Annotated in this window: 14 protein-coding genes and 1 tRNA gene; 6 read left to right on the top strand and 9 right to left on the bottom strand. The window is 50.1% G+C overall.

The genetic code is table 11. The features are described 5' to 3' along the window. The first annotated feature begins 360 nt into the window (after positions 1 to 360). Positions 361 to 1,227 (top strand): ferredoxin--NADP reductase, encoded by an 867-nt coding sequence (locus tag FYZ48_RS27420; protein WP_242022789.1) that lies wholly within the window; start codon positions 361 to 363, stop codon positions 1,225 to 1,227. A 575-nt stretch (positions 1,228 to 1,802) separates the two neighbouring features. After that, positions 1,803 to 2,804, top strand: a complete 1,002-nt coding sequence (locus FYZ48_RS27415; RefSeq protein WP_149345666.1) for an aldo/keto reductase — start codon at positions 1,803 to 1,805, stop codon at positions 2,802 to 2,804. A gap of 5 nt (positions 2,805 to 2,809) precedes the next feature. Here FYZ48_RS27415 and FYZ48_RS27410 read toward each other — a convergent pair whose 3' ends face one another. Beyond that, positions 2,810 to 3,286: a tRNA (cytidine(34)-2'-O)-methyltransferase gene (locus FYZ48_RS27410; RefSeq protein WP_145039911.1), complete on the bottom strand. Its 477-nt coding sequence runs from the start codon at positions 3,284 to 3,286 to the stop codon at positions 2,810 to 2,812. A 244-nt stretch (positions 3,287 to 3,530) separates the two neighbouring features. On the opposite strand from FYZ48_RS27410, the gene FYZ48_RS27405 reads away from it, so the two are divergent. Next, positions 3,531 to 7,079, top strand: a complete 3,549-nt coding sequence (locus tag FYZ48_RS27405) for a class I tRNA ligase family protein (RefSeq protein ID WP_149345665.1) — start codon at positions 3,531 to 3,533, stop codon at positions 7,077 to 7,079. Between the two features lie 66 nt (positions 7,080 to 7,145). Here the strand turns inward: FYZ48_RS27405 and FYZ48_RS27400 are convergent, their stop codons facing one another. From FYZ48_RS27400 to FYZ48_RS27390, 3 genes are all read right to left on the bottom strand, one after another. Beyond that, positions 7,146 to 9,011 (bottom strand): sulfatase-like hydrolase/transferase, encoded by a 1,866-nt coding sequence (locus FYZ48_RS27400; protein ID WP_187782254.1) that lies wholly within the window; start codon positions 9,009 to 9,011, stop codon positions 7,146 to 7,148. A 133-nt stretch (positions 9,012 to 9,144) separates the two neighbouring features. After that, positions 9,145 to 10,713, bottom strand: coding sequence for a PQQ-binding-like beta-propeller repeat protein (locus FYZ48_RS27395; RefSeq protein ID WP_149345663.1), 1,569 nt, complete (start codon positions 10,711 to 10,713; stop codon positions 9,145 to 9,147). A gap of 179 nt (positions 10,714 to 10,892) precedes the next feature. Then, on the bottom strand, positions 10,893 to 11,588 hold the full coding sequence (locus FYZ48_RS27390; protein ID WP_187782253.1) for an endonuclease/exonuclease/phosphatase family protein: 696 nt from the start codon (positions 11,586 to 11,588) through the stop codon (positions 10,893 to 10,895). Between the two features lie 533 nt (positions 11,589 to 12,121). On the opposite strand from FYZ48_RS27390, the gene FYZ48_RS27385 reads away from it, so the two are divergent. Together FYZ48_RS27385 and FYZ48_RS27380 are read left to right on the top strand one after the other, a co-directional pair. Next, the gene (locus FYZ48_RS27385; RefSeq protein ID WP_149345661.1) at positions 12,122 to 12,589 is read left to right on the top strand and encodes a RidA family protein; all 468 of its coding nucleotides are present in this window, start codon (positions 12,122 to 12,124) and stop codon (positions 12,587 to 12,589) included. 66 nt (positions 12,590 to 12,655) lie between these two features. Then, entirely contained in the window at positions 12,656 to 14,056 is a 1,401-nt protein-coding gene (locus FYZ48_RS27380) for an outer membrane protein assembly factor BamB family protein (protein WP_149345660.1), read from the top strand. 56 nt (positions 14,057 to 14,112) lie between these two features. On the opposite strand, the gene FYZ48_RS27375 is transcribed toward FYZ48_RS27380, so the two are convergent. From FYZ48_RS27375 to FYZ48_RS27355, 5 genes are all read right to left on the bottom strand, one after another. Then, on the bottom strand, positions 14,113 to 14,676 hold the full coding sequence (locus FYZ48_RS27375) for a hypothetical protein (RefSeq protein ID WP_149345659.1): 564 nt from the start codon (positions 14,674 to 14,676) through the stop codon (positions 14,113 to 14,115). Positions 14,677 to 14,865: 189 nt separating this feature from the next. Then, positions 14,866 to 15,054: a hypothetical protein gene (locus FYZ48_RS27370; RefSeq protein WP_149345658.1), complete on the bottom strand. Its 189-nt coding sequence runs from the start codon at positions 15,052 to 15,054 to the stop codon at positions 14,866 to 14,868. A gap of 310 nt (positions 15,055 to 15,364) precedes the next feature. Continuing rightward, positions 15,365 to 15,679, bottom strand: coding sequence for an STAS domain-containing protein (locus FYZ48_RS27365; protein ID WP_187782252.1), 315 nt, complete (start codon positions 15,677 to 15,679; stop codon positions 15,365 to 15,367). Positions 15,680 to 15,964: 285 nt separating this feature from the next. Continuing rightward, positions 15,965 to 17,137: a S1C family serine protease gene (locus FYZ48_RS27360; RefSeq protein ID WP_149345657.1), complete on the bottom strand. Its 1,173-nt coding sequence runs from the start codon at positions 17,135 to 17,137 to the stop codon at positions 15,965 to 15,967. A 105-nt stretch (positions 17,138 to 17,242) separates the two neighbouring features. Beyond that, positions 17,243 to 18,064, bottom strand: a complete 822-nt coding sequence (locus FYZ48_RS27355; protein ID WP_145183565.1) for a hypothetical protein — start codon at positions 18,062 to 18,064, stop codon at positions 17,243 to 17,245. Between the two features lie 445 nt (positions 18,065 to 18,509). Between FYZ48_RS27355 and FYZ48_RS27350 the strand changes: the two genes are divergently transcribed. Further along, positions 18,510 to 18,583: transfer RNA gene (locus FYZ48_RS27350), tRNA-Cys, on the top strand. Positions 18,584 to 18,685 lie beyond the last annotated feature (102 nt).

Here is an 18,685-nt window from a genome sequence, read left to right as displayed (position 1 = left end):
TTCAATTGTGACAGTCTGAAACTATCAGATTTGATCTCTCATGCTCCCTATAGAAAGGTTAGATCAGACTTGACAATCTGGTTCAAAAAAGTGATAGAGGAGTGAACCTTTAGTTGCTATAAACATCATTTTATCCTGTTGATCGACTCGTTGTATGCTGTGCTTTGAAGTTGCAGATACTGAGTCAGGCCCAGCAGGTAAAATCCAGACAATTCAATATCCCCCACCAGCTGTACTGGTTTGGAATTAAGCGCCACAGGGAGAGTCATGAATCCATCGAATCCTCCGACCGGGCAATCGAATGCTGAAATAGAAGAGTTACGTAACAAATATTACAACGCAACAGTCCAGGATTTGCGCATGCCTCACGCGCACCTCATGATCATGCGTGTAAAACCTGATGCAGAAGTTCCCCGCTTTTCAGGGGGCCAATATACAACCCTGGGCCTCGGTTCCTGGGAACATCGAGTCGATGGCGGACCTCTCGCAGAATTACCAAAACAGAAACTGATCCGCCGCGCATATTCGATCTCGTGCCCTATGCTTGACGTCCAGGGAGATCTGCTGGCTAATGATGAGATTGATTACCTGGAGTTTTATATCACTCTGGTTCTGCGTCCCGACACTGATGATCCACCACTGACCCCCCGCCTGTTCAATCTGAAAGAAGGCGATCGACTGCATCTTGGTAAAAAGCCGGTTGGTACATACACTCTCAAACCAGTCGAACCTGAAGATAATGTCATCTTTGCCGGAACCGGAACTGGCGAGGCCCCGCATAACTCCATGACGATTGAATTACTCAAACGTGGACATACCGGGCAAATCGTATCAATGACCTGTGTTCGTTATCGAGGTGACCTCGGTTACCTCGATCAGCAGAAACAGTTGCAGGAAAAGTATCCGAACTACCACTATGGATCATTCACGACCCGTGAACCGGAAAATATTGATTCAAATCATCCTCAATACGTAGGCAAACAGTATCTGCAGGATATGATCGTACCGGAGAAATTCGAGGCGCAGTTCGGCTGGTCGCCCAAACCTGGAAAGACACACGTTTTTCTCTGTGGCAATCCTTCCATGATTGGTCTACCGGAGAAAAACGATCAGGGAGAGTTGGTTTTCCCCGAATCCAAGGGAATGGTTGAACTGCTTTCCGAGCAGGGATACAAACTCTCAACTCCGAAGAGTCCGGGAAATATCCACTTCGAGAAATACTGGTAAGCAAAGAAGGGTGTGAATTCCCCTTGGCGCATCGAAAACGGGGCCTGTCAAATCAGCCCCGTTTTTTGCTTGGCGCATTCCACACCTGTTTCGAGAGAAAACAGGGGGCCGCAGATTCACTGGTATTTTGTGTTGTGCTTTGAAAAAGCAACTTTTCCAGAACAGCGAATCTCTATTAATCTGGTCCAGCCTGACGACTAGTCCTTGCGGTGTCTGATCTTAGCTCTTGCACGTCGTTTTTTACGACCAATTTTTCGACGTCCTTTACCGGTCTTCTTGGTTCCCATTCGAAGCAATGCCTTTCGTATCTACTTCTAAAACTTAGAAAATTGAGATATTCACTCTCTGAATGCCGCAATCCACTCGAATCGTTCCTGATTTGAAGTGATTTCCGATCAGCGGCTGAGTTGTAAGTCCAAGGTGGAAAATACGATTTTAACAGGCATTGATCAAATCTTCAACCACTCATGTAACAGGAAATCACCTGTGCCTTGAGAAATCTGTTGCAAACCTCGAAGATAGACCAGCTGATGACTGGCAATAAAAACCCTATTTCAACTTCAGGAACGACAAATATGGATTACCGCAACTTAGGAAAAGCTGGTGTACGTGTCTCTCCCGTCTGTCTGGGCACGATGATGTTCGGTGGCCCCACCAGCGAGGCTGACTCAATCTCCATCATGCATAAAGCCATTGATCAGGGAATCAACTTCTTCGACACCGCAAATATGTACAGCACAGGTGGTTCCGAAACCGTTGTCGGCAAGGCACTGGTCGACCGCCGTGATAAAGTCGTTTTGGCCACCAAAGGACGGGCTCCCATGGGAGATGGGCCCAACGATGCGGGAGCCAGCCGAGTTCATTTGATGCGGGAACTCGATCGCAGCCTGCAGCGGATGCAGACCGATTATGTTGATATCTATTATGTGCACACCCCCGACTATCAGACTCCCATCGAAGAAACGCTCCGCACTCTGGATGACATGATCCGCTCTGGTAAGGTCCGCTATATCGCCTGCTCAAACTTCCGTGCCTGGCGTTTAGCCGAGGCTCTCTGGACAAGCGATGTGCGTAATCTCTATTCCTTCAGTTGTGTCCAACCCCTTTACAACATCATGAACCGAGACATTGAAGTGGAACTACTGCCGCTCTGTCAGGAGAAGGGGATCGGTGTTGTCAGTTACAGTCCGCTGGCACGTGGCATCCTGACGGGTAAGTATCAGGCCGGCAAACCATTCCCGGAAGGCAGTCGGGCCTCCCGCAATGATAAGCGGATGAACGAAGCGGAACTTCGCGATGTCAGCATCGAACTTTCGCAGGAAATCTCAGCCTATTGCGACAAAAAAGGCGTTTCGATGACGAATTTCGCGCTCGCCTGGTGCCTGGCCAATCCCATTCTGACATCGATCATCATTGGTCCGCGCACCATGGAACAGTATGAAGATAACATGGGATGCCTCGACGTTGAAATCACGGCCGAAGATGAGGAATTCATCAACTCACTGGTTCCCCCAGGAGAACACAGCGGAAAAGGTTTCCAGGACCCGCAGTATCCGGTAACTGGCCGCGGCAAATAATCGATTCAGGGAAGTCCCCCGAACTGACGGACTGCTTCGTACATGACGGTATTCGCTGTACTGGCAAGATTGAGACTGCGGACCTCTTCATACATCGGCAGTTTCAGATTACATTCGGGGGACGCGTCCCTGACGCTGGGAGGCAGGCCATTGCTTTCGCTTCCGAACAGGAAGACGTGTCCTGGCTCAAATTCAGCATCCCAGAGCAGTCGGGTCGCGAACTTGGTCAGCTTCCACCATGTCCTGTCTGAGAGCCGCTCCTGCACTTCCTGCAGGCTATCTACGGCTTCCCAGTTCAGGTGTTGCCAGTAATCCATCCCGGCTCGCCTCAAATGTTTTGCGTCCAGCTTGAATCCCAGGGGACGAACGAGCCAGAGTTTCGCTCCCACCGCCACGCAGGTGCGACCGATATTCCCTGTATTTTGCGGGATATCCGGCTGATAGAGGACGACATGCATCAGGGGTTCAGAGGAGGATGACATTCAGGTGCTCGAACTGGTAAAAAACTGACAAAACAGTTACAAATACGAATTTACAGCACTCGCAAGCCAGCGCTGACTATGTAATACTTAACGCATTCCCGTTATTATACTTCTGCTTATCGCAGATACGCGTCAGAGTAATGAATCATTATTTGAAATGGTACTGACAGTAGTTACTGCTGCTGATCTTTTTCCAAATTCCCACTAACCGATTTCAGACCAGAAAACACAATAAGATCTTCCGATGTTTCAAAAAGTTACTGATGCCAGCTTCATCAAAGGTGAACACGAAATCCTCAAATTCTGGGAAGAGAACCAGACGTTTACCCAGCTCCGCCGGAAGAATCAGGGAAAACCCAAGTGGAGTTTTCTAGACGGTCCGATGACCGCCAACAATCCCATGGGCGTGCACCACGCCTGGGGAAGAACCTACAAAGACGCCTATCAACGCTATTACGCGATGACGGGACATGAACTCCGCTACCAGAACGGCTTTGATTGCCAGGGGCTCTGGGTCGAAGTGGAGGTCGAAAAAGAGCTGGGATATGGCACCAAACAGGAAATCGTCTCTCACGGGATCGATAAATTCGTCAACGAATGTAAAAAGCGGGTACTGAAGTTTGCCGCTCGTCAGACCGAGCAGTCAGTACGACTGGGCTTCTGGATGGACTGGGACAATCCGGATCAGTTACGTGAGCTGGCGCAGTCCGTCGGTGAAGAGACCGAAGTCACCATCACTACCCCCAGCGGAAAGCAGGTGACTGACCGGGCAGACATGCTGGTCTCACGCCTGGGGAATGCGGAATGGGGCGGGAGCTACTTCACCTTCTCCACGGAAAACAATGAAACCATCTGGACATTCCTCAAGAAGTGCTATGAACGGGGGAAGGTTTATCGAGGACATGACGTGATGCCCTGGTCGGGACGCGGGGGCAGTGCCTATAGCCAGATGGAAGTGGCCGATGGTCGTAAGCTCTCTGTCCACAAATCCATCTTCGTCCGCTTCCCTCTGAAAGACCGGAAAAACGAATTCCTGCTGATCTGGACCACCACCCCCTGGACATTGACCAGTAACGTGGCAGCAGCGATCAATCCGGATCTGGAATACGTCAAACTCAAGGCGAAAAAAGACGATGCGATTTACTACTTCGCCAAGGATAACCTCGAGTATCAGCGACTGAGTCGTGAGTACAAAGAAGGCTTTGGACGCCCCGAGTGGTCCTGGCCCAAAGATGTTCCCAAACTGAAAACCCTGGCTCAGATTTTCAAAGAGCAGGGGGGATATGAGATCGTCGACACCATCAAGGGTGCTGAGATGGTGGGCTGGGAATACACTGGTCCTTTCGATAATCTGCCTGCACAACAGACTCCCGGCGGATACCCCAGTGACGAGAATCTGCTGGATCAAAGTGGAATTTCCTGCCACAAGGTTGTCGACGGTGGACGCGATTTCAAAGGGAACCCGCATGTGGTCGCTGGTGAAGGAACCGGGATCGTACATACGGCTCCCGGCTGTGGTGATGTCGACCACCAGCTTGGCAAACAACTCGGGCTGGTCGCGATTGCACCGCTGGGCGAGGATGGTCGGTTCGAAGAGGGCTTTGGTGAATTCACTGGAATGGAAGCCATCGATCCTGCGACTCCGGAACTGGTCTTTGAAAAGCTGAAAGAGAAGGGCCTGCTGGTCTCCGTCGAACAGTATCCCCACATCTATCCACATTGCTGGCGGACAGGCGATGAGTTGATTTTCCGCCTGGTAGATGAATGGTTCATTAACATGGACTGGCGCGAAGAGATCAAAGATATCACCCGCCAGATCGACTGGGTCCCTTCGAGTATTGATGGGGAGCAGCACGAACTCGAATGGCTGACCAACATGCGAGACTGGATGGTCTCCAAAAAACGTTTCTGGGGCCTGGCACTGCCGATCTGGGTAGACGAAGAAACCGGTGATTTCGAAGTCATCGGATCCCTTGATGAACTCAAGGAACGTGCAGTAGAAGGTTGGGAAGCACTCGAGGGGCACACGCCGCATCGCCCCTGGATCGATCAGGTGAAACTGAAAAACCCCAAGACCGGGAACCTGATGACCCGTATTCCGGATGTAGGAAATCCCTGGCTGGATGCAGGCATCGTGCCTTTCTCGACAATGCAATACAATACGAACCCGGAAGAGTGGGAGAAATGGTATCCGGCTGACCTGGTCACCGAATGTTTCCCCGGTCAGTTCCGCAACTGGTTCTATGCCCTGTTATCGATGGCCACCATGATGGATGGGACTCCTCCATTCAAAACACTGCTGGGATATCGCCTGGTGTTGAATGAGGAAGGCAAACCTATGCACAAATCAGATGGAACCGCCATCTGGTTTGAAGAAGCAGCCGAGCAGTTGGGCGTTGACACAATGCGCTGGATGTACCTGGCACATAACCCCGCCAGCGATCTGCGTTTTGGCATGCGAAACCCGGACGAGCAGGTCACGCTGGAGACTCCGGAAGGCCCGATCTCAGAGACTCGCGAAGGAGCACCTACCTGTCTGGTTGAGAGTAAACCCGCCGACGAAATCCGCCGCCAGGTATTAATCCCTCTCTGGAACTCCTACGCATTCTTTGTGAACTACGCACGGCTGGATGAATTTGATCCTTCACAAGCTGCCGTTCCTGCTGCAGATCGTCCTGAAATTGACCGCTGGATTTTGTCCAACCTGCAGGCTCTGCTGGTCTCTGCCAAGACCGAGATCGAAGCCTACAACTATGCCGGCTTCCTCAAGAATGCGACAACGTTTATTGACGATCTCTCCAACTGGTATATCCGTCGGAACCGTCGTCGGTTCTGGCGTTCACAGGATGCCAATGACACAGACAAACTGGCTGCCTACCAGACTCTTTATGAAGTCCTGGTTACGCTTTCTCAAGCCTTGGCTCCGGTCATCCCCTTCCTGACCGAACGCATTTATCAGAACCTGGTAACCAGCTGGGATAAGAGTGCTCCCACCAGCGTGCACCTTTGTGATTTTCCCACCTGTGACACCACACTGCTGGATGAGAAACTCAACTTCCGCTCAGCTCAGGCTCAGATTATGGTCAAGCTGGGACACAAGCTGCGAGATGAATCGAATCAGCGTGTCCGTCAGCCGCTGGCCGAGTTACGCTATGCCTGTCAAACCCCAGAACAGGCCGAAGCGATTGAAAGCCTCGCAAGTACTGTGGAAGAAGAGCTGAATATCAAGCAGGTTACCCGTTGTGAAAACCTGGATGAACTGGTCAGCTACACTTATAAACCGAACCTGAAAACACTGGGCCCCAAATACGGAAAACTGCTCGGGGTGTTGCGTAAGGAACTTCCCGAACTGGGCGATGAGGTTCTGGGACCTCTGAGACGCGGTGAATCGGTTTCGCTGGAACTCTCGGGCAACCAGATCGATCTGGAACCGGACGATGTTCTGGTGGGAACGGAACAGGCTGCTGACTGGGCTTGTGCCGATGAGCAGGGGATCCAGATTGCGATCTCGACGAAACTCACACCGGAGCTGGAACAGGAAGGGATGGCTCGTGACTTCGTTCGCCAGATTCAACAGCTTCGTAAAGAAGCCGATCTGGAAATCGAAGATCGGATCATTGTCACATATGATTCGCAGGGGGCAGCAGAGATCGAACAGGCTGTTTCCAACTGGACTGATTACATCCTGGGAGAAACCCTCGGAGATCAGCTGGATCAGTCTCAGAGCCTGACGGATGGCAAAGAAGTCACCATCGGAAATGCGAAGGCCCTGATTACAATTCAGAAAGTGTAAATCAGTAGAATCGAAGGAGTGTCAACGTTACATCGATTTCACGTTGACACTCCATTTTCGACTTATTTACTTGTTCTGTTCCTGAAGTCGTTCGACCAGTCGTCCCACATAGCTTTGCAGACGACGATTAATCTGATCATTCTTCACAGGCAGTTTAGCGATCTGGTCCTTCACAGCTGCGACCTTTTTTGGTCCCAGTTTATCCAGTCCATTCAGAGCCAGCATCGCGACATAGAGTCCATCTTTCTTCTGATTCGCGAGGGAAATCAGTGTTTCGACGCCAGCGTTGACATCCTGCTGATTTCCATAACGTCCCAGAGCCTCTGCGGCGATACAGCGTACAGACTTCGATGAATCCTGCAATGCGGCTCTTAACTGCGGGGCAGCCTGCTGAACTGCCTGTTTGCCTCGAATCAGAAAGCCCATCGCGGCCCAGTACCGAACAACATCATTCTCATTATTGAGGCCAGCCAACAGTTCTGGCTGGGCATTTGTTTTTAGCGATGAGGCCAGATCCGCCATCGATAGAACTTCAGGCAGAGGATACAGCTCGGAATCATGTCCGATCAGATAGGGTGCCTTACCATCCGCCAGTCGATGAATTTCTGCTTCCGGCATGAAGCCCAGATCACGAATTGCCAGCAGTTTCTGATGCTGTGCTTTGCGAAGTTCATTTAAGACTTCCTGATGCTCGTCAGAATCGACCAGGTTTTTGACTTCGTCCTGGTCGTTCTGCAGATCGTAAAGCTCTTCGGCCGGCTTCGTTTCCCAGAAATAAGTTTGAGGTGGTACAAGTTCTCCCGCATCATACATGCGTTTCCAGACCTGAGTGGTCGGTGTCTGGAACATGTAATTCAGGTACTGGCCATATTCCTTGTGTGGCATATAGTTGCGAATGTAGACAAATCGCTTGTTACGCACGGACCGCACCAGATCGTAGCGTTCATCCATTCTGCCCCGAAACCCGAACAGGTAGTCCTGAGGCTTCGTTTGAAATTGTCCCAGGAAAGCATACCCCTGCATGTGTTCGGGGGGCTCGATTCCAGCCAGACTTAACAATGTTGGTGCAAAATCAACAAAGCTGACCAGCCGATCTGACTCTCCATCGGTCCGGTAATCGGAAGAAGCCAGACTACGAAACTTCGGCGGAATGTAGATCACCAGCGGCACCTGCAGCCCCGAGTTGTAGGGCCAACGTTTGCTGCGCGGCATTCCAGAGCCATGGTCGCCGTAATAAAAGATGATCGTATCTTCGGCCAGACCTGCTTCTGCCAGTTCCTTGAGGTTTTTCCCCACCAGAGCGTCCATTTCCGTTATACGATCGTAGTACTGCGCCCAGTCGTGACGTACTTCCGGTGTATCCGGATGGTAGGCAGGGACTCTTGCTTTCGCAGGATCGTGAACCAGAGTATGAGGCCGGTTTCGGATTTTACTCTCATGACTGATGGTGTGATTAAAGACGGCAAAGAAAGGTTGCCCGGGCTTGCGATTTTTCCAGTGAGCCTTCCGGCTGGATTCGTCCCAGATCTTTCCCTCAGTTTCGACGTTATAATCTTCCTTGCTGTTATTGGTACAGTAGTAACCGGCTTTACGCAGGTACTGTGGATACATCAGAAACTGTTTCGGAAGCTTGACCATACTTCGCATATGTTCGGCCCCCAGGCAAGTCGGATACATCCCGGTAATCAGCGTGGTCCGGGCTGGAGCGCAGACCGGGGCATTGGACCAGCAATTAAGATAGATCGTTCCCCGTGAAGCCAGTTTATCGATATGGGGAGTATCCGCGTATTCATCCCCGTAACAGCCGAGGTGGGGACCATTGTCTTCACTGGTAATCCACAAGACGTTGGGGCGGACGCTCTCAGAATCCGCTGCAGATAACGTGGTGACTGATCCTAAAACCAGAGCCAGCACCAACGCACTAATTATCATTTGCTGAGCACTTCTAAGCTGCATTGATCTCACTTTCAATTCTAAACCGATAAAACAGACTCCTCACCTTCAGAGAGCCTGTGAATACTTTTCTAACTGAGTTAAGTTATGATGTCACGATAAAGACTGACAACTACTGACCACGTACATCGTAACAGAGCAGTAGATCCTGATCGCGCAGAAAAAGTTTCCCGTCAGCGACGACGGGATGCGGCCAGGCGGGCTTTCCAGTCCGTTGCGGCTGATCAAAGCGTCCTTTTTCCACATATGCTTTGGGGTTCACCTCGACAAGGGCGATGGGCCCCTTCTCACTACGCATGTAAATATGGCCGTCGGCACAGGTCAGAGCCCCTTTCCCTACCGAACGATCCTGCCAGACGGTCTCACCGTTTCTGAGGTTGATACATGTGAGAACCCCTGGGTCGCTCGATCCATAAAGATAGCCATCGATCTGGACCATCCCACCATGGTGATTTTTCATATCGGGAGTAAAGAAACCCAGCTGCGCAGTGACCCGATTCTGGGCAGCCGACAACTTAAGCAGCGCCCCTCCGGTTCCATAGCCTGAAGCATAGAATACGGAACTCATCTCTGGATAAAAAACAGGTGCAGAACAGTTCGCGGTCTTATTCGCCGCCCGATCATTGCCCCAGAGAGGCGTTCCGTTTTCGGCTGCAATTCCCATAACTCCCGAGTGGGTGAAATTTACGTATTGCTCGACACCTCCGACATCTATTTTGATCGGTGAAGCATATCCAGCCTGGGGATTGGAGGGCACTGCCGATTTCCAGATCAGACTGCCATCCTGCTTCTTCAGTGCAACCATGGTCGCGCCCTGTCCTCCTGGTGTGCAGATCAACTTATCACCATCGATGAGAGGAGATTCGCTGATCCCCCAGACGATATTTCTGGCTGAAAACTCCTGCAGAATATTCTTTGACCACTCGAGGTTTCCATCCCGCACAGAGAGGCAGGCAAGATTCCCATTCGCTCCCAGGGCATAAACCAGATTGCCATCAATAGTCGGTGTGGAGCGTGGTCCATTCCCCTGGTTATTCTGAAAGATCGGTCCGTTAGGCTGCGACCAGACAATTTCCCCCGTATGCAGATCGATAGCAAACACAGTCTCTTCGTTGGCTTTGGTTCCCATGGTAAAAACCAGATTGCCACTGAGTGAGACGGAAGAATATCCTTCGCCCAGTCCGCGAGCCGTCCATAGGAGTTTGGGTGGGTTTTGGCTCCAATCCTTCAGCAGGCCGGTCTCTGTGGAAATGTTAGCCCGGTTCGGACCTCGAAACTGCGTCCATCCCTGGTTTCCTGCAGGACTGACGTCAGAAGCAGCTGCCTTCTGACTGGTTTTCATTTCTTTACGGGGACGTTCCACCGGGGGTTTTGTTTTGGGCTCCAGAGACTCCCGAACTGAAAAACGAGTAATCTTACCAGAACTGTCAGTAAAAACAGTGGCTCGCTGTCCTGTTTTGAACTGATCAAAGGCGGCATTTTTTCCATTGAAAGTAATCGGAATCGAAGCAGGGACGGTAAAGCTTTTTTCTTTTCCGCCCGAAGTTTTGATTACCACCTGTTGTTGATCAGCAGAGATCGACTGGATTTCCCCACTGAAAATCGCTGCATCAACCCGGGATTCCAGCAGCATCAAATTGAAGAGACAACACACCAGACTAAACAGACAGATCGATCGCATGAGAAACCTCTTTGAATCGGGAGAAAGCGTCTGACTTCCGTTTGCACTGCTGACCAGCAGGCAGGATCCTGTATTGATTGTACTGAAATCAATTCACGGTATGAAGCAGGAAAGCAGATTTGTCCATGAATGACAGCCTTTTCTGACGGCCCTGTGGGGCACAGGACAAATGGCCCCTTTCAGTCAGCAGGTTTACCCGAAGCAGGCATTTTCTGCAGTAAAAGATCAGCAACAACAGGGCGATGATCCGAGTACCATGTCCAGCGATTTTCAGAAGAACGCACCTGGAACAATGAATTGACCCAGATCCCATCCAGATCCAACACTGGCAAGGGCAGGGGCCAAGTCGCATTATAACCCTTGCCAGCCTGTTCGAATGAGTTTCGACAGAGTTTGCGCAGTGGATTGAAATGGACGGAGTCTCCAGGAGTATTGAAATCTCCCACTATTAAAACAGGATTTTCTTTCTCTTGGGCAACTTCCTCTGCGAGCTTCTGCAGTGCCTCTTTGCGGGATCTGAGAATATCGCTGTTGATATCCACCAGGTAAACCACAAAGGCCTCTGAAACCAGGGAAGCCTCAGACTGTGACACATCAGCCTTAAGATTAATTTTGAGATAACGCCCCATCCGGCCGAAGTTCCCGTATTCACTCGCGGTCGTGGGGAGGCGAGACAAGAGCATAAAACCATTTTTTCCAGTTTGAAAACGGTACCCCGGAAATGTGTTTTTCCAGAACTCCTGTTCCGTGGATGAATAAGATTCCGCTTCCACTAATGCCACCAGATCCGCATCAACCCGCTTGATCTCCTGAACCATATTTCCAATGCTCCAGAGCTGATCTCCGACATTCCAGAACAGCACACGTAAAGGCATTGAATCCGCTTCTAACACATGCTTCGAAGTGTCATGCTTCTGAAACTGTTTCTGATAGCACCATGCGCCGGTTAGAGCTCCCATCAAGAGCCAGATCAGAGCCAAACGGTACCAGCGAATCCAGAGAGTCAGTACTGAAAGAAAGACCGCTCCTGTGCTTATCAGAATCAGGGGAGATATATAGAAAATCAGAGTAGAAATCGTCCCCCCCGAGTCCTGGATTGTCAGGCGCACGATCAAGGCTAAAACCCAACAGACTGACATGACAACAGCCAGAGGTTTCATCAGCCATATTCCCCTGCGGGCTGGTCTCCCAGGCTCTGACTGACCTTCACCATCTTGCTCAACCAGCTTCTCTGAGTTCATGTTTACCTGTTATTCCTGACAACACCAAAAGATCGGAAAACAAATTCAATTGATTCTGTAATTCTGATTCTGGATGAATTCCCTGGAAATATGTTATTATCACGCTACAGATGACATCATGTAACGTGTCAACTTCGAACTTTTTGTACCAGAGGGATTATTACAAGATGAGCCAAACCCCCGAAGAGCGAATTCAGGAACTGGGCCAGACTCTGCCAACTCCGCCAAAGGCTGTAGGATCATACATTCCAGCCACCCAGTTTGGAAATGTGATTGTCACCAGTGGTCAGCTTCCTTTTATTGGTTCAGATCTGATGTTCAAAGGGAAAATCGGTGGGGACCATCTACATGAAGATGACGGGGCCAATGCTGCCTGCCTGTGCCTGATGAACGCCCTGGCGCAGGTTAAAGCCGTAGTGGGAGAACTCTCCCGAGTCAAACGGATCATTCGCCTGGAAGGCTATGTCCATTCTGCACCGGGTTTTGATCGTCAGCCCTATGTTTTGAATGCCGCCTCTCAGCTTCTGACCGATATTTTCGGGGATCCAGGCAAGCACACACGTGTCGCTCTGGGGATTGCGGAGATGCCCCTGGAAGCTGCGGTGCAACTGGCGCTCTGGGTTGAAATCGAATAATCCCCTCAATCTTTTGACCGCCTGCCCGAATGAAGTTCAGTGCGATTGCTAAATGGAGTGAGCACAATGCCACGAACTGATGTCGATTTTTCTTACCGAAAGTCTGTCCCCACTTACTGGTTCCTGGAGTGGGGGGTTTTGCTACTGCTCTGGACATTGGCTTTGCCGGGGCCCTTGTCTGCACAGTTACCCAAAATCTCGCCAGGCACAGCCAAAAACCTGGTTAGCCAGTCTCGAGAGGAGACAGACAGCCGCGTTTCTGAAACGACAGAGCAGGGGCAATGGACCTCGTTTCTAGGAAATCAGCGAAATGGGATATCCGACGAAACCGGATTGAATGTGAACTGGAATGAGCACAAACCGTCTGTCCTGTGGCGAGAACCGCTGGGAGGTGGATACTCATCCATGGTGATCGCCGAGGGGAAACTCTGGACGATGGCGACGCACCTCAATCATGATTACATCATTTGCCTCGATGCTCTATCTGGCAAGAAGCTCTGGTCAACTCGAGGTGCGCCCACCTACCTGGATAATCAGCGTCAGGCCCGAGGACCTCGGTCTACACCTACCTGGCATGCAGGAAAACTCTACTGCCTGCTGCCTGCCGGTGATCTTCTCTGCCTGACCGCAGACACAGGGCGCATTCTCTGGAAAGTCAATATTTTTGATATCAGTGGTGCGCCGCGACAGGAGCAGAAAACCATCTATTACTGGGGGATGTCTGCTTCACCTCTGATAGAGGGGGATCTGGTCATCCTTCAGCCGGGTGGATCTGCCAATAATTCGGTGATCGCTGTCCACAAGGACACAGGCAAGTTGGTCTGGTCTGCTGGAACTGACCCGCCGGGCTATGCTTCCCCCATCGTGATAGAAGCCGAAAACCAGCGACAGATTATCGTTCCCACTGGACAATCAATTCTCTCCCTAAACCCGAAAGAGGGTAGCCTGCTCTGGCGGGTTGTTTGGGGAAACAAATACAACTGCAACTGTGCTACTCCGGTCTGGAATGAAGATTCCCTGTTCATCTCTTCCGCATATGGGACAGGCAGTATGCGGTTTGCTCTGACTCTACAGAACGAAGAACTCCGCCCCATCTCGCGGTGGAAGAACCTGTCCATGCAGAATCAGTTTGCCACCAGTATTATCAAAGATGGGTATATCTATGGCCCTCACGGTGATCTGGCGACAGTCACTTATCGCTGCCTGGATATGCAGCGAGGGGAGGTACAGTGGATCTCAAGGCGGGTGGGGAAATGCACCCAGATCGCAGCTCAGGGTCATTTAATCTGTCTGACAGAGCAGGGAACCCTGGTGCTGGTGGAAGCGAATCCCACGGAATATCGGGAAAAAGGGAAATTGACCGGCTTATTGGAATTCAAAGCCTGGGCTCATCCGGCACTCGCCAATCACAAGCTCTATCTGCGTGACGAAAAACGAATACTGTGCCTGGATCTGCAAGAAAAATAGCCGTGAGGAATCAGGTATCCTTCACGGCTATGTAATGTCACGCGGTAAATTTGAGCTTACTTTTCAGCAGTCTGAGTCTCCAGAGATTTTTGCAGTTGCTGCAGTTTTAACTGCTCCTGAGCAACCCGTTTTTTCTGAGCTTCCACCTGCTGCTTAATGTTGGCATCACTACGAACACTTTTATCTTTCGGCAGGGGGCGCTGTCCGGGCAGAACCCTTCGCGGTGGATGTCGTAATTTTTCCAGCGCTACTTTGTTCTCCGCTTTGACCCGAGACAGGATTTGATCCGCTTCAAAAATCGTTCTGCGGGCTTCCTGGAATACGGCTCGTCTGTCATCGTCTTTCCCGAAAAGAGCTTCCTGATCGCGGAGTTCTGCATTGTCCGCGTTATCAATATCGTTTTTGGCGCTCATTAATACATCGTAAAATGCACGCGTGAGCCCTTCTTTCAGATCGTCCCGATCCAGGTCTGCGTAATCGGTATCCTTTGAATCAGGCGAATTTAACTGAGCATTCTTGTTTGGAACATCAACTTTTGGCTTCTGTTCTGCAGAGCTGAATCCCACCATCGTGATATAAAACAAGCCCATCACAACAGTCAGTATTGCAAGTCGTTTCATCGGTCTGCCTCATCTCTGGTTAAAGTCACAAAACAGCCACAGGCTGTTTATTCATCGAATTTATTATATTCAAACTATTCACTTTATTTCAATCTTTTTACCAATTAAAGCAAATCAATTGAATAACATGACGTAAAAAAAGCCTGTGTCGGAAACACAGGCTTACTGATATCTCAAAGATCGACTGGATCAGGAGTTAATCGCATTGATCGCATTTGCCAGATCCATCAGCTCGTTGATCAGGGCACTTCGTAAAGTTGTCAGGCCAGCAATTGCCCCGATCCCGATGATCGTGAGGAGCAACAGGTATTCAATGAAGATAGAACCACGGACTTTACGTTTCCATCGCTTTGTTTGTGTCCGGATTATTTTTAACACAGGATGCCCTTTCATGAAGTTCAGATAGAAATTCCTCTACCCGTACAAGAGCATACTTTGTACCAAACATCCTAATTTTTACACCTTACCCGGATCACACTTGAAAACGCCTTAAATGGCCCTAAATCAAACAATTTCAGGTGTTTGAATCTGTGAGTTCAAAGCGGTTTTCCCATCAGAGCGTTGAATCGCATTAACAATGATTAGCAATGCAAACCAGAAATGTTAACGTTCAGATACAAAAAGTACCGGTGAGCAACCAAAGAGGCGTATAGAAGCCTGGTGTAAAGCAGGCGCGGCAAGCACTGACTCAGGAATTCAAGGCACTGAGAGCGGAAGCACGATCAGGGAATGTTTCCCAGAGCTGATCCAGATGAGTGACTTCCAGCACCTCTGTGCAGTATTCGCTCAGACCGCAGATACAGAATTTGCCGCCTTCTCGATGATTGAGACGATTCCACATCCGGAAGATGACTTCGATGAAAGCGGAACCGAAGAAGGATGTATGAGAGAGATCGAGTACAACCACCGGAGGGGACGCTGTTTCAGCAACCTGCAATAACACATCGGTTAAGGCATCCAGTCTTGGCTCATCCAGATTTTCGTATTCTGGACCCAAAGCCACAACTGTGACCTGACCTTCTTTGACTATTTCCGGTGGGTAATCTGCAGGCATAATTCAGCTGTCAACAAGATCATCGTTGGAGAAAGCCCGTATTGAGAAACCAATCGAGCATCAAAGTAACCTACACATAGTAATCCAAATCAGTAACGTGTCAACCAAGAAATCCGATTCCGGGAGTAAGAACTATTGACGCAAGTCCATTCCGAGTGAATATTTACCAACACTCCTCGACCATCGCAACTCCCCCAGTCTCATAGAAGGGAGCCGGCGGAGTTCTCTCGACTGTTATTGATCATTTTTCCATTCCTGAAGCTGGGCCTTCAGTTTAATTTTTTTATTGTTTCGCAAGACCACTAATTCAACCTCGTCTCCGACTTTGTGCATCTCCAGGGCATCCAGCAGGGAATTTGCATCAGTAATCGGGATTTCATCCAGCTGCATGATCAGGTCGCCCAGATGCAGATTCCCGGACTCGTCGATTCTGATTTCTTTAAGACCAGCTAAATCTGCAGCGCCCCCCTCCATAATACTCTGAACCATGACCCCCGAGACATCTTTGGGCAGAATCTGATTGATTTTGAGTTTACGAATCACGAAGTCATCAACCCCCAGGAAATTTAAACTGGGAGTCTGAATGAAGCCAAAGCGGATCAATTGGGGGACAAAGCGACTGATCAGATCGACGGGGACAGCATATCCAATGCCCGCATAGACATGAGACGAGCTGTAGATTGCGGTATTAACGCCAATCAGCCGTCCTGAACTGTCCAGCAGAGGACCTCCCGAATTACCAGGATTAATGGCTGCGTCTGTCTGGATCACATTGCGGATCGATCTGCCTGTAACTGAGATGATCTCACGCCCCAGGCCACTGATGATCCCCGTCGTCAGGGTCTGATCCAGACCGAAAGGATTCCCGATGGCAAGCACCGTCTGTCCAACCTGTAAATCGCCGGAATAACCTATTTTAATCGGTTTGAGCTGATCACGAGGCGCGTCAATTTTCAGAACAGCCAGATCTTTGGAAGGAGCTATGCCAACGAGTTTCGCATTCCAGGTTGTATTATCGGCCAGTGTGACCGAGTACTCATCTGCCTTCTGAATCACATGAAAGTTCGTGACAACATGGCCCTTTCGATCCCAGATGAACCCGCTCCCTGACCCCTGCGACGGGGTTTGAGGATTCATACTGAACTGGTCCATCGGCGATGCAAGACCGACCGTGCGAATATGCACTACTGAAGGAGACGACTCCTTAAACAGTTCAATCGTTCTCAACTCAGACTGCGTCAGATCTGTCCGTTCCCGGACTCGAAAATCTGGCTGACCATAATACCGCTTCAGCAATTTGAAGGCCATAAAGACAATCAAAATGGTGAGAATCAGAATCAACCATTTCTGAATCAGTGAAGATTTACCGGAAGACCCCGAGTAGGCAGACGGATGTTCTGAAGGCATGACCTGTTTTTTCAAATGAAAATTAGCAGCAGGATTCCAGTTACAGATAACACATTATATCTATACCCGGATAAAACCTTACAGTGAATTCTGTCCCGGTTTTCGTTACTGCAGTCGGGCAGCGGCCGAATTGAGTTCACTGATCGCTTTAATAAAACGCTTCTTCAACTTGGGAGACAACTCTGCAAACGAGGATTGTACTTCCGGAGTCAGCATTTTATGACAACGTTCCACCGCAGAACAGATGCGTTTTACGGCTTGCTCCGGAGAAATTTCCGGTTTGGCAACAACCGCAGTCTCTGATCCAGATCCCTTGGGAGCAGGGGAGGCAGCTCCTGAACGGAAGGGGCTGTATTCCCCGCCGGAGCCTGAAACATCTCTGGCATGCCCTGCGACTGTAGCCGCCGCATCGGATGATTCACGCGATCCCGGTTCCATCCCGGCCCGCTCCATCTGCTCGTATTCAGAGGGATCTCTGACAGAGATCGGCTCATCTGAAACGAAGGTGACTTCTGCGTCCGAGGGATACTCTTCGAACGGCTCTGAAATGGAGAGATCTTCACCGTTTACAGCGCGTCGCCAGGCTTTCAGTTCTGCAACAGTCGCCTGGTTTTCTTCAGCCCACTGGAGACACTCAGGAGCATCATCCCAGGTCAGAGCAATATAGTAATGGGACCATTTCAGATTCGAATACTGATCTTTCACATCGCCGAAGGTCTCCCAGACCCGTCGACGCTGATAGATCTGATCGCCACTCAGCCCAACCATTGCACCAAAATCGGCATCGGTTCTGCCTTTGGCATACTTTTCCGTCCACTGGGCGGCACATTCGCCAATGACCCAGCTGCTGTCGCTCAAAGCCTCACGGGCACGGTCAATCAGTTGTTCTTCTGTCAGTTTTTCGGTGGATTCAGTATGTTCGGTCATTTTACTTCGCTGATTTCTGTGTAGAACTGTGATTCGCATTCCGGAAAAAAGTGGTCAGATCCTGAACCATTTCCGGCTGAACTGTTTCAAAATGATGAAGCGTTCAAACGCAATCCTGATGCTACACGGAATCAATTGAGAATACCACCAAGCAGACTCACTTCGTTTTCCAGAAGCAATGATCGTCAGGCGGAAATTCCCTAAAGTTTATCAGCAGTCACCTTAACCCCCTGCAATCGAGGAAGTTAATCTGGGGGAGATATAAAAAAAATTCCGATCAGCCTCCGAATGCTTGACCTAACTGCGATTGGTTATTAGGATTCGGTCAAATTCCTCGGAGAAATCGTCGAATAATGATTCTATCACTTCTGTTGATTAAATCATTAAGACTCTGTAAGCTCCATTCTGACAAGAGCTTATTGGTCTTAAACAGAACAATAAACAAGGCGCCGTAGCCAAGTGGTCTAAGGCGGCGGATTGCAAATCCGTTATTCCCCGGTTCGAATCCGGGCGGCGCCTCTCGAAAGAGCCTCTCCCTGATTGAGAGGCTCTTTTTTTATAGCTCAAGGCAGCTTCGCAGAACAATTAGATCCCGGACACAAAAAAACCTGACAGACTGCA

This window comes from Gimesia chilikensis, assembly GCF_008329715.1.
Classification (GTDB): Bacteria; Planctomycetota; Planctomycetia; order Planctomycetales; family Planctomycetaceae; genus Gimesia; species Gimesia chilikensis.
Note: the sequence above shows the minus strand (reverse complement) of the source record. Positions and strands in the feature narration are given on the sequence as shown.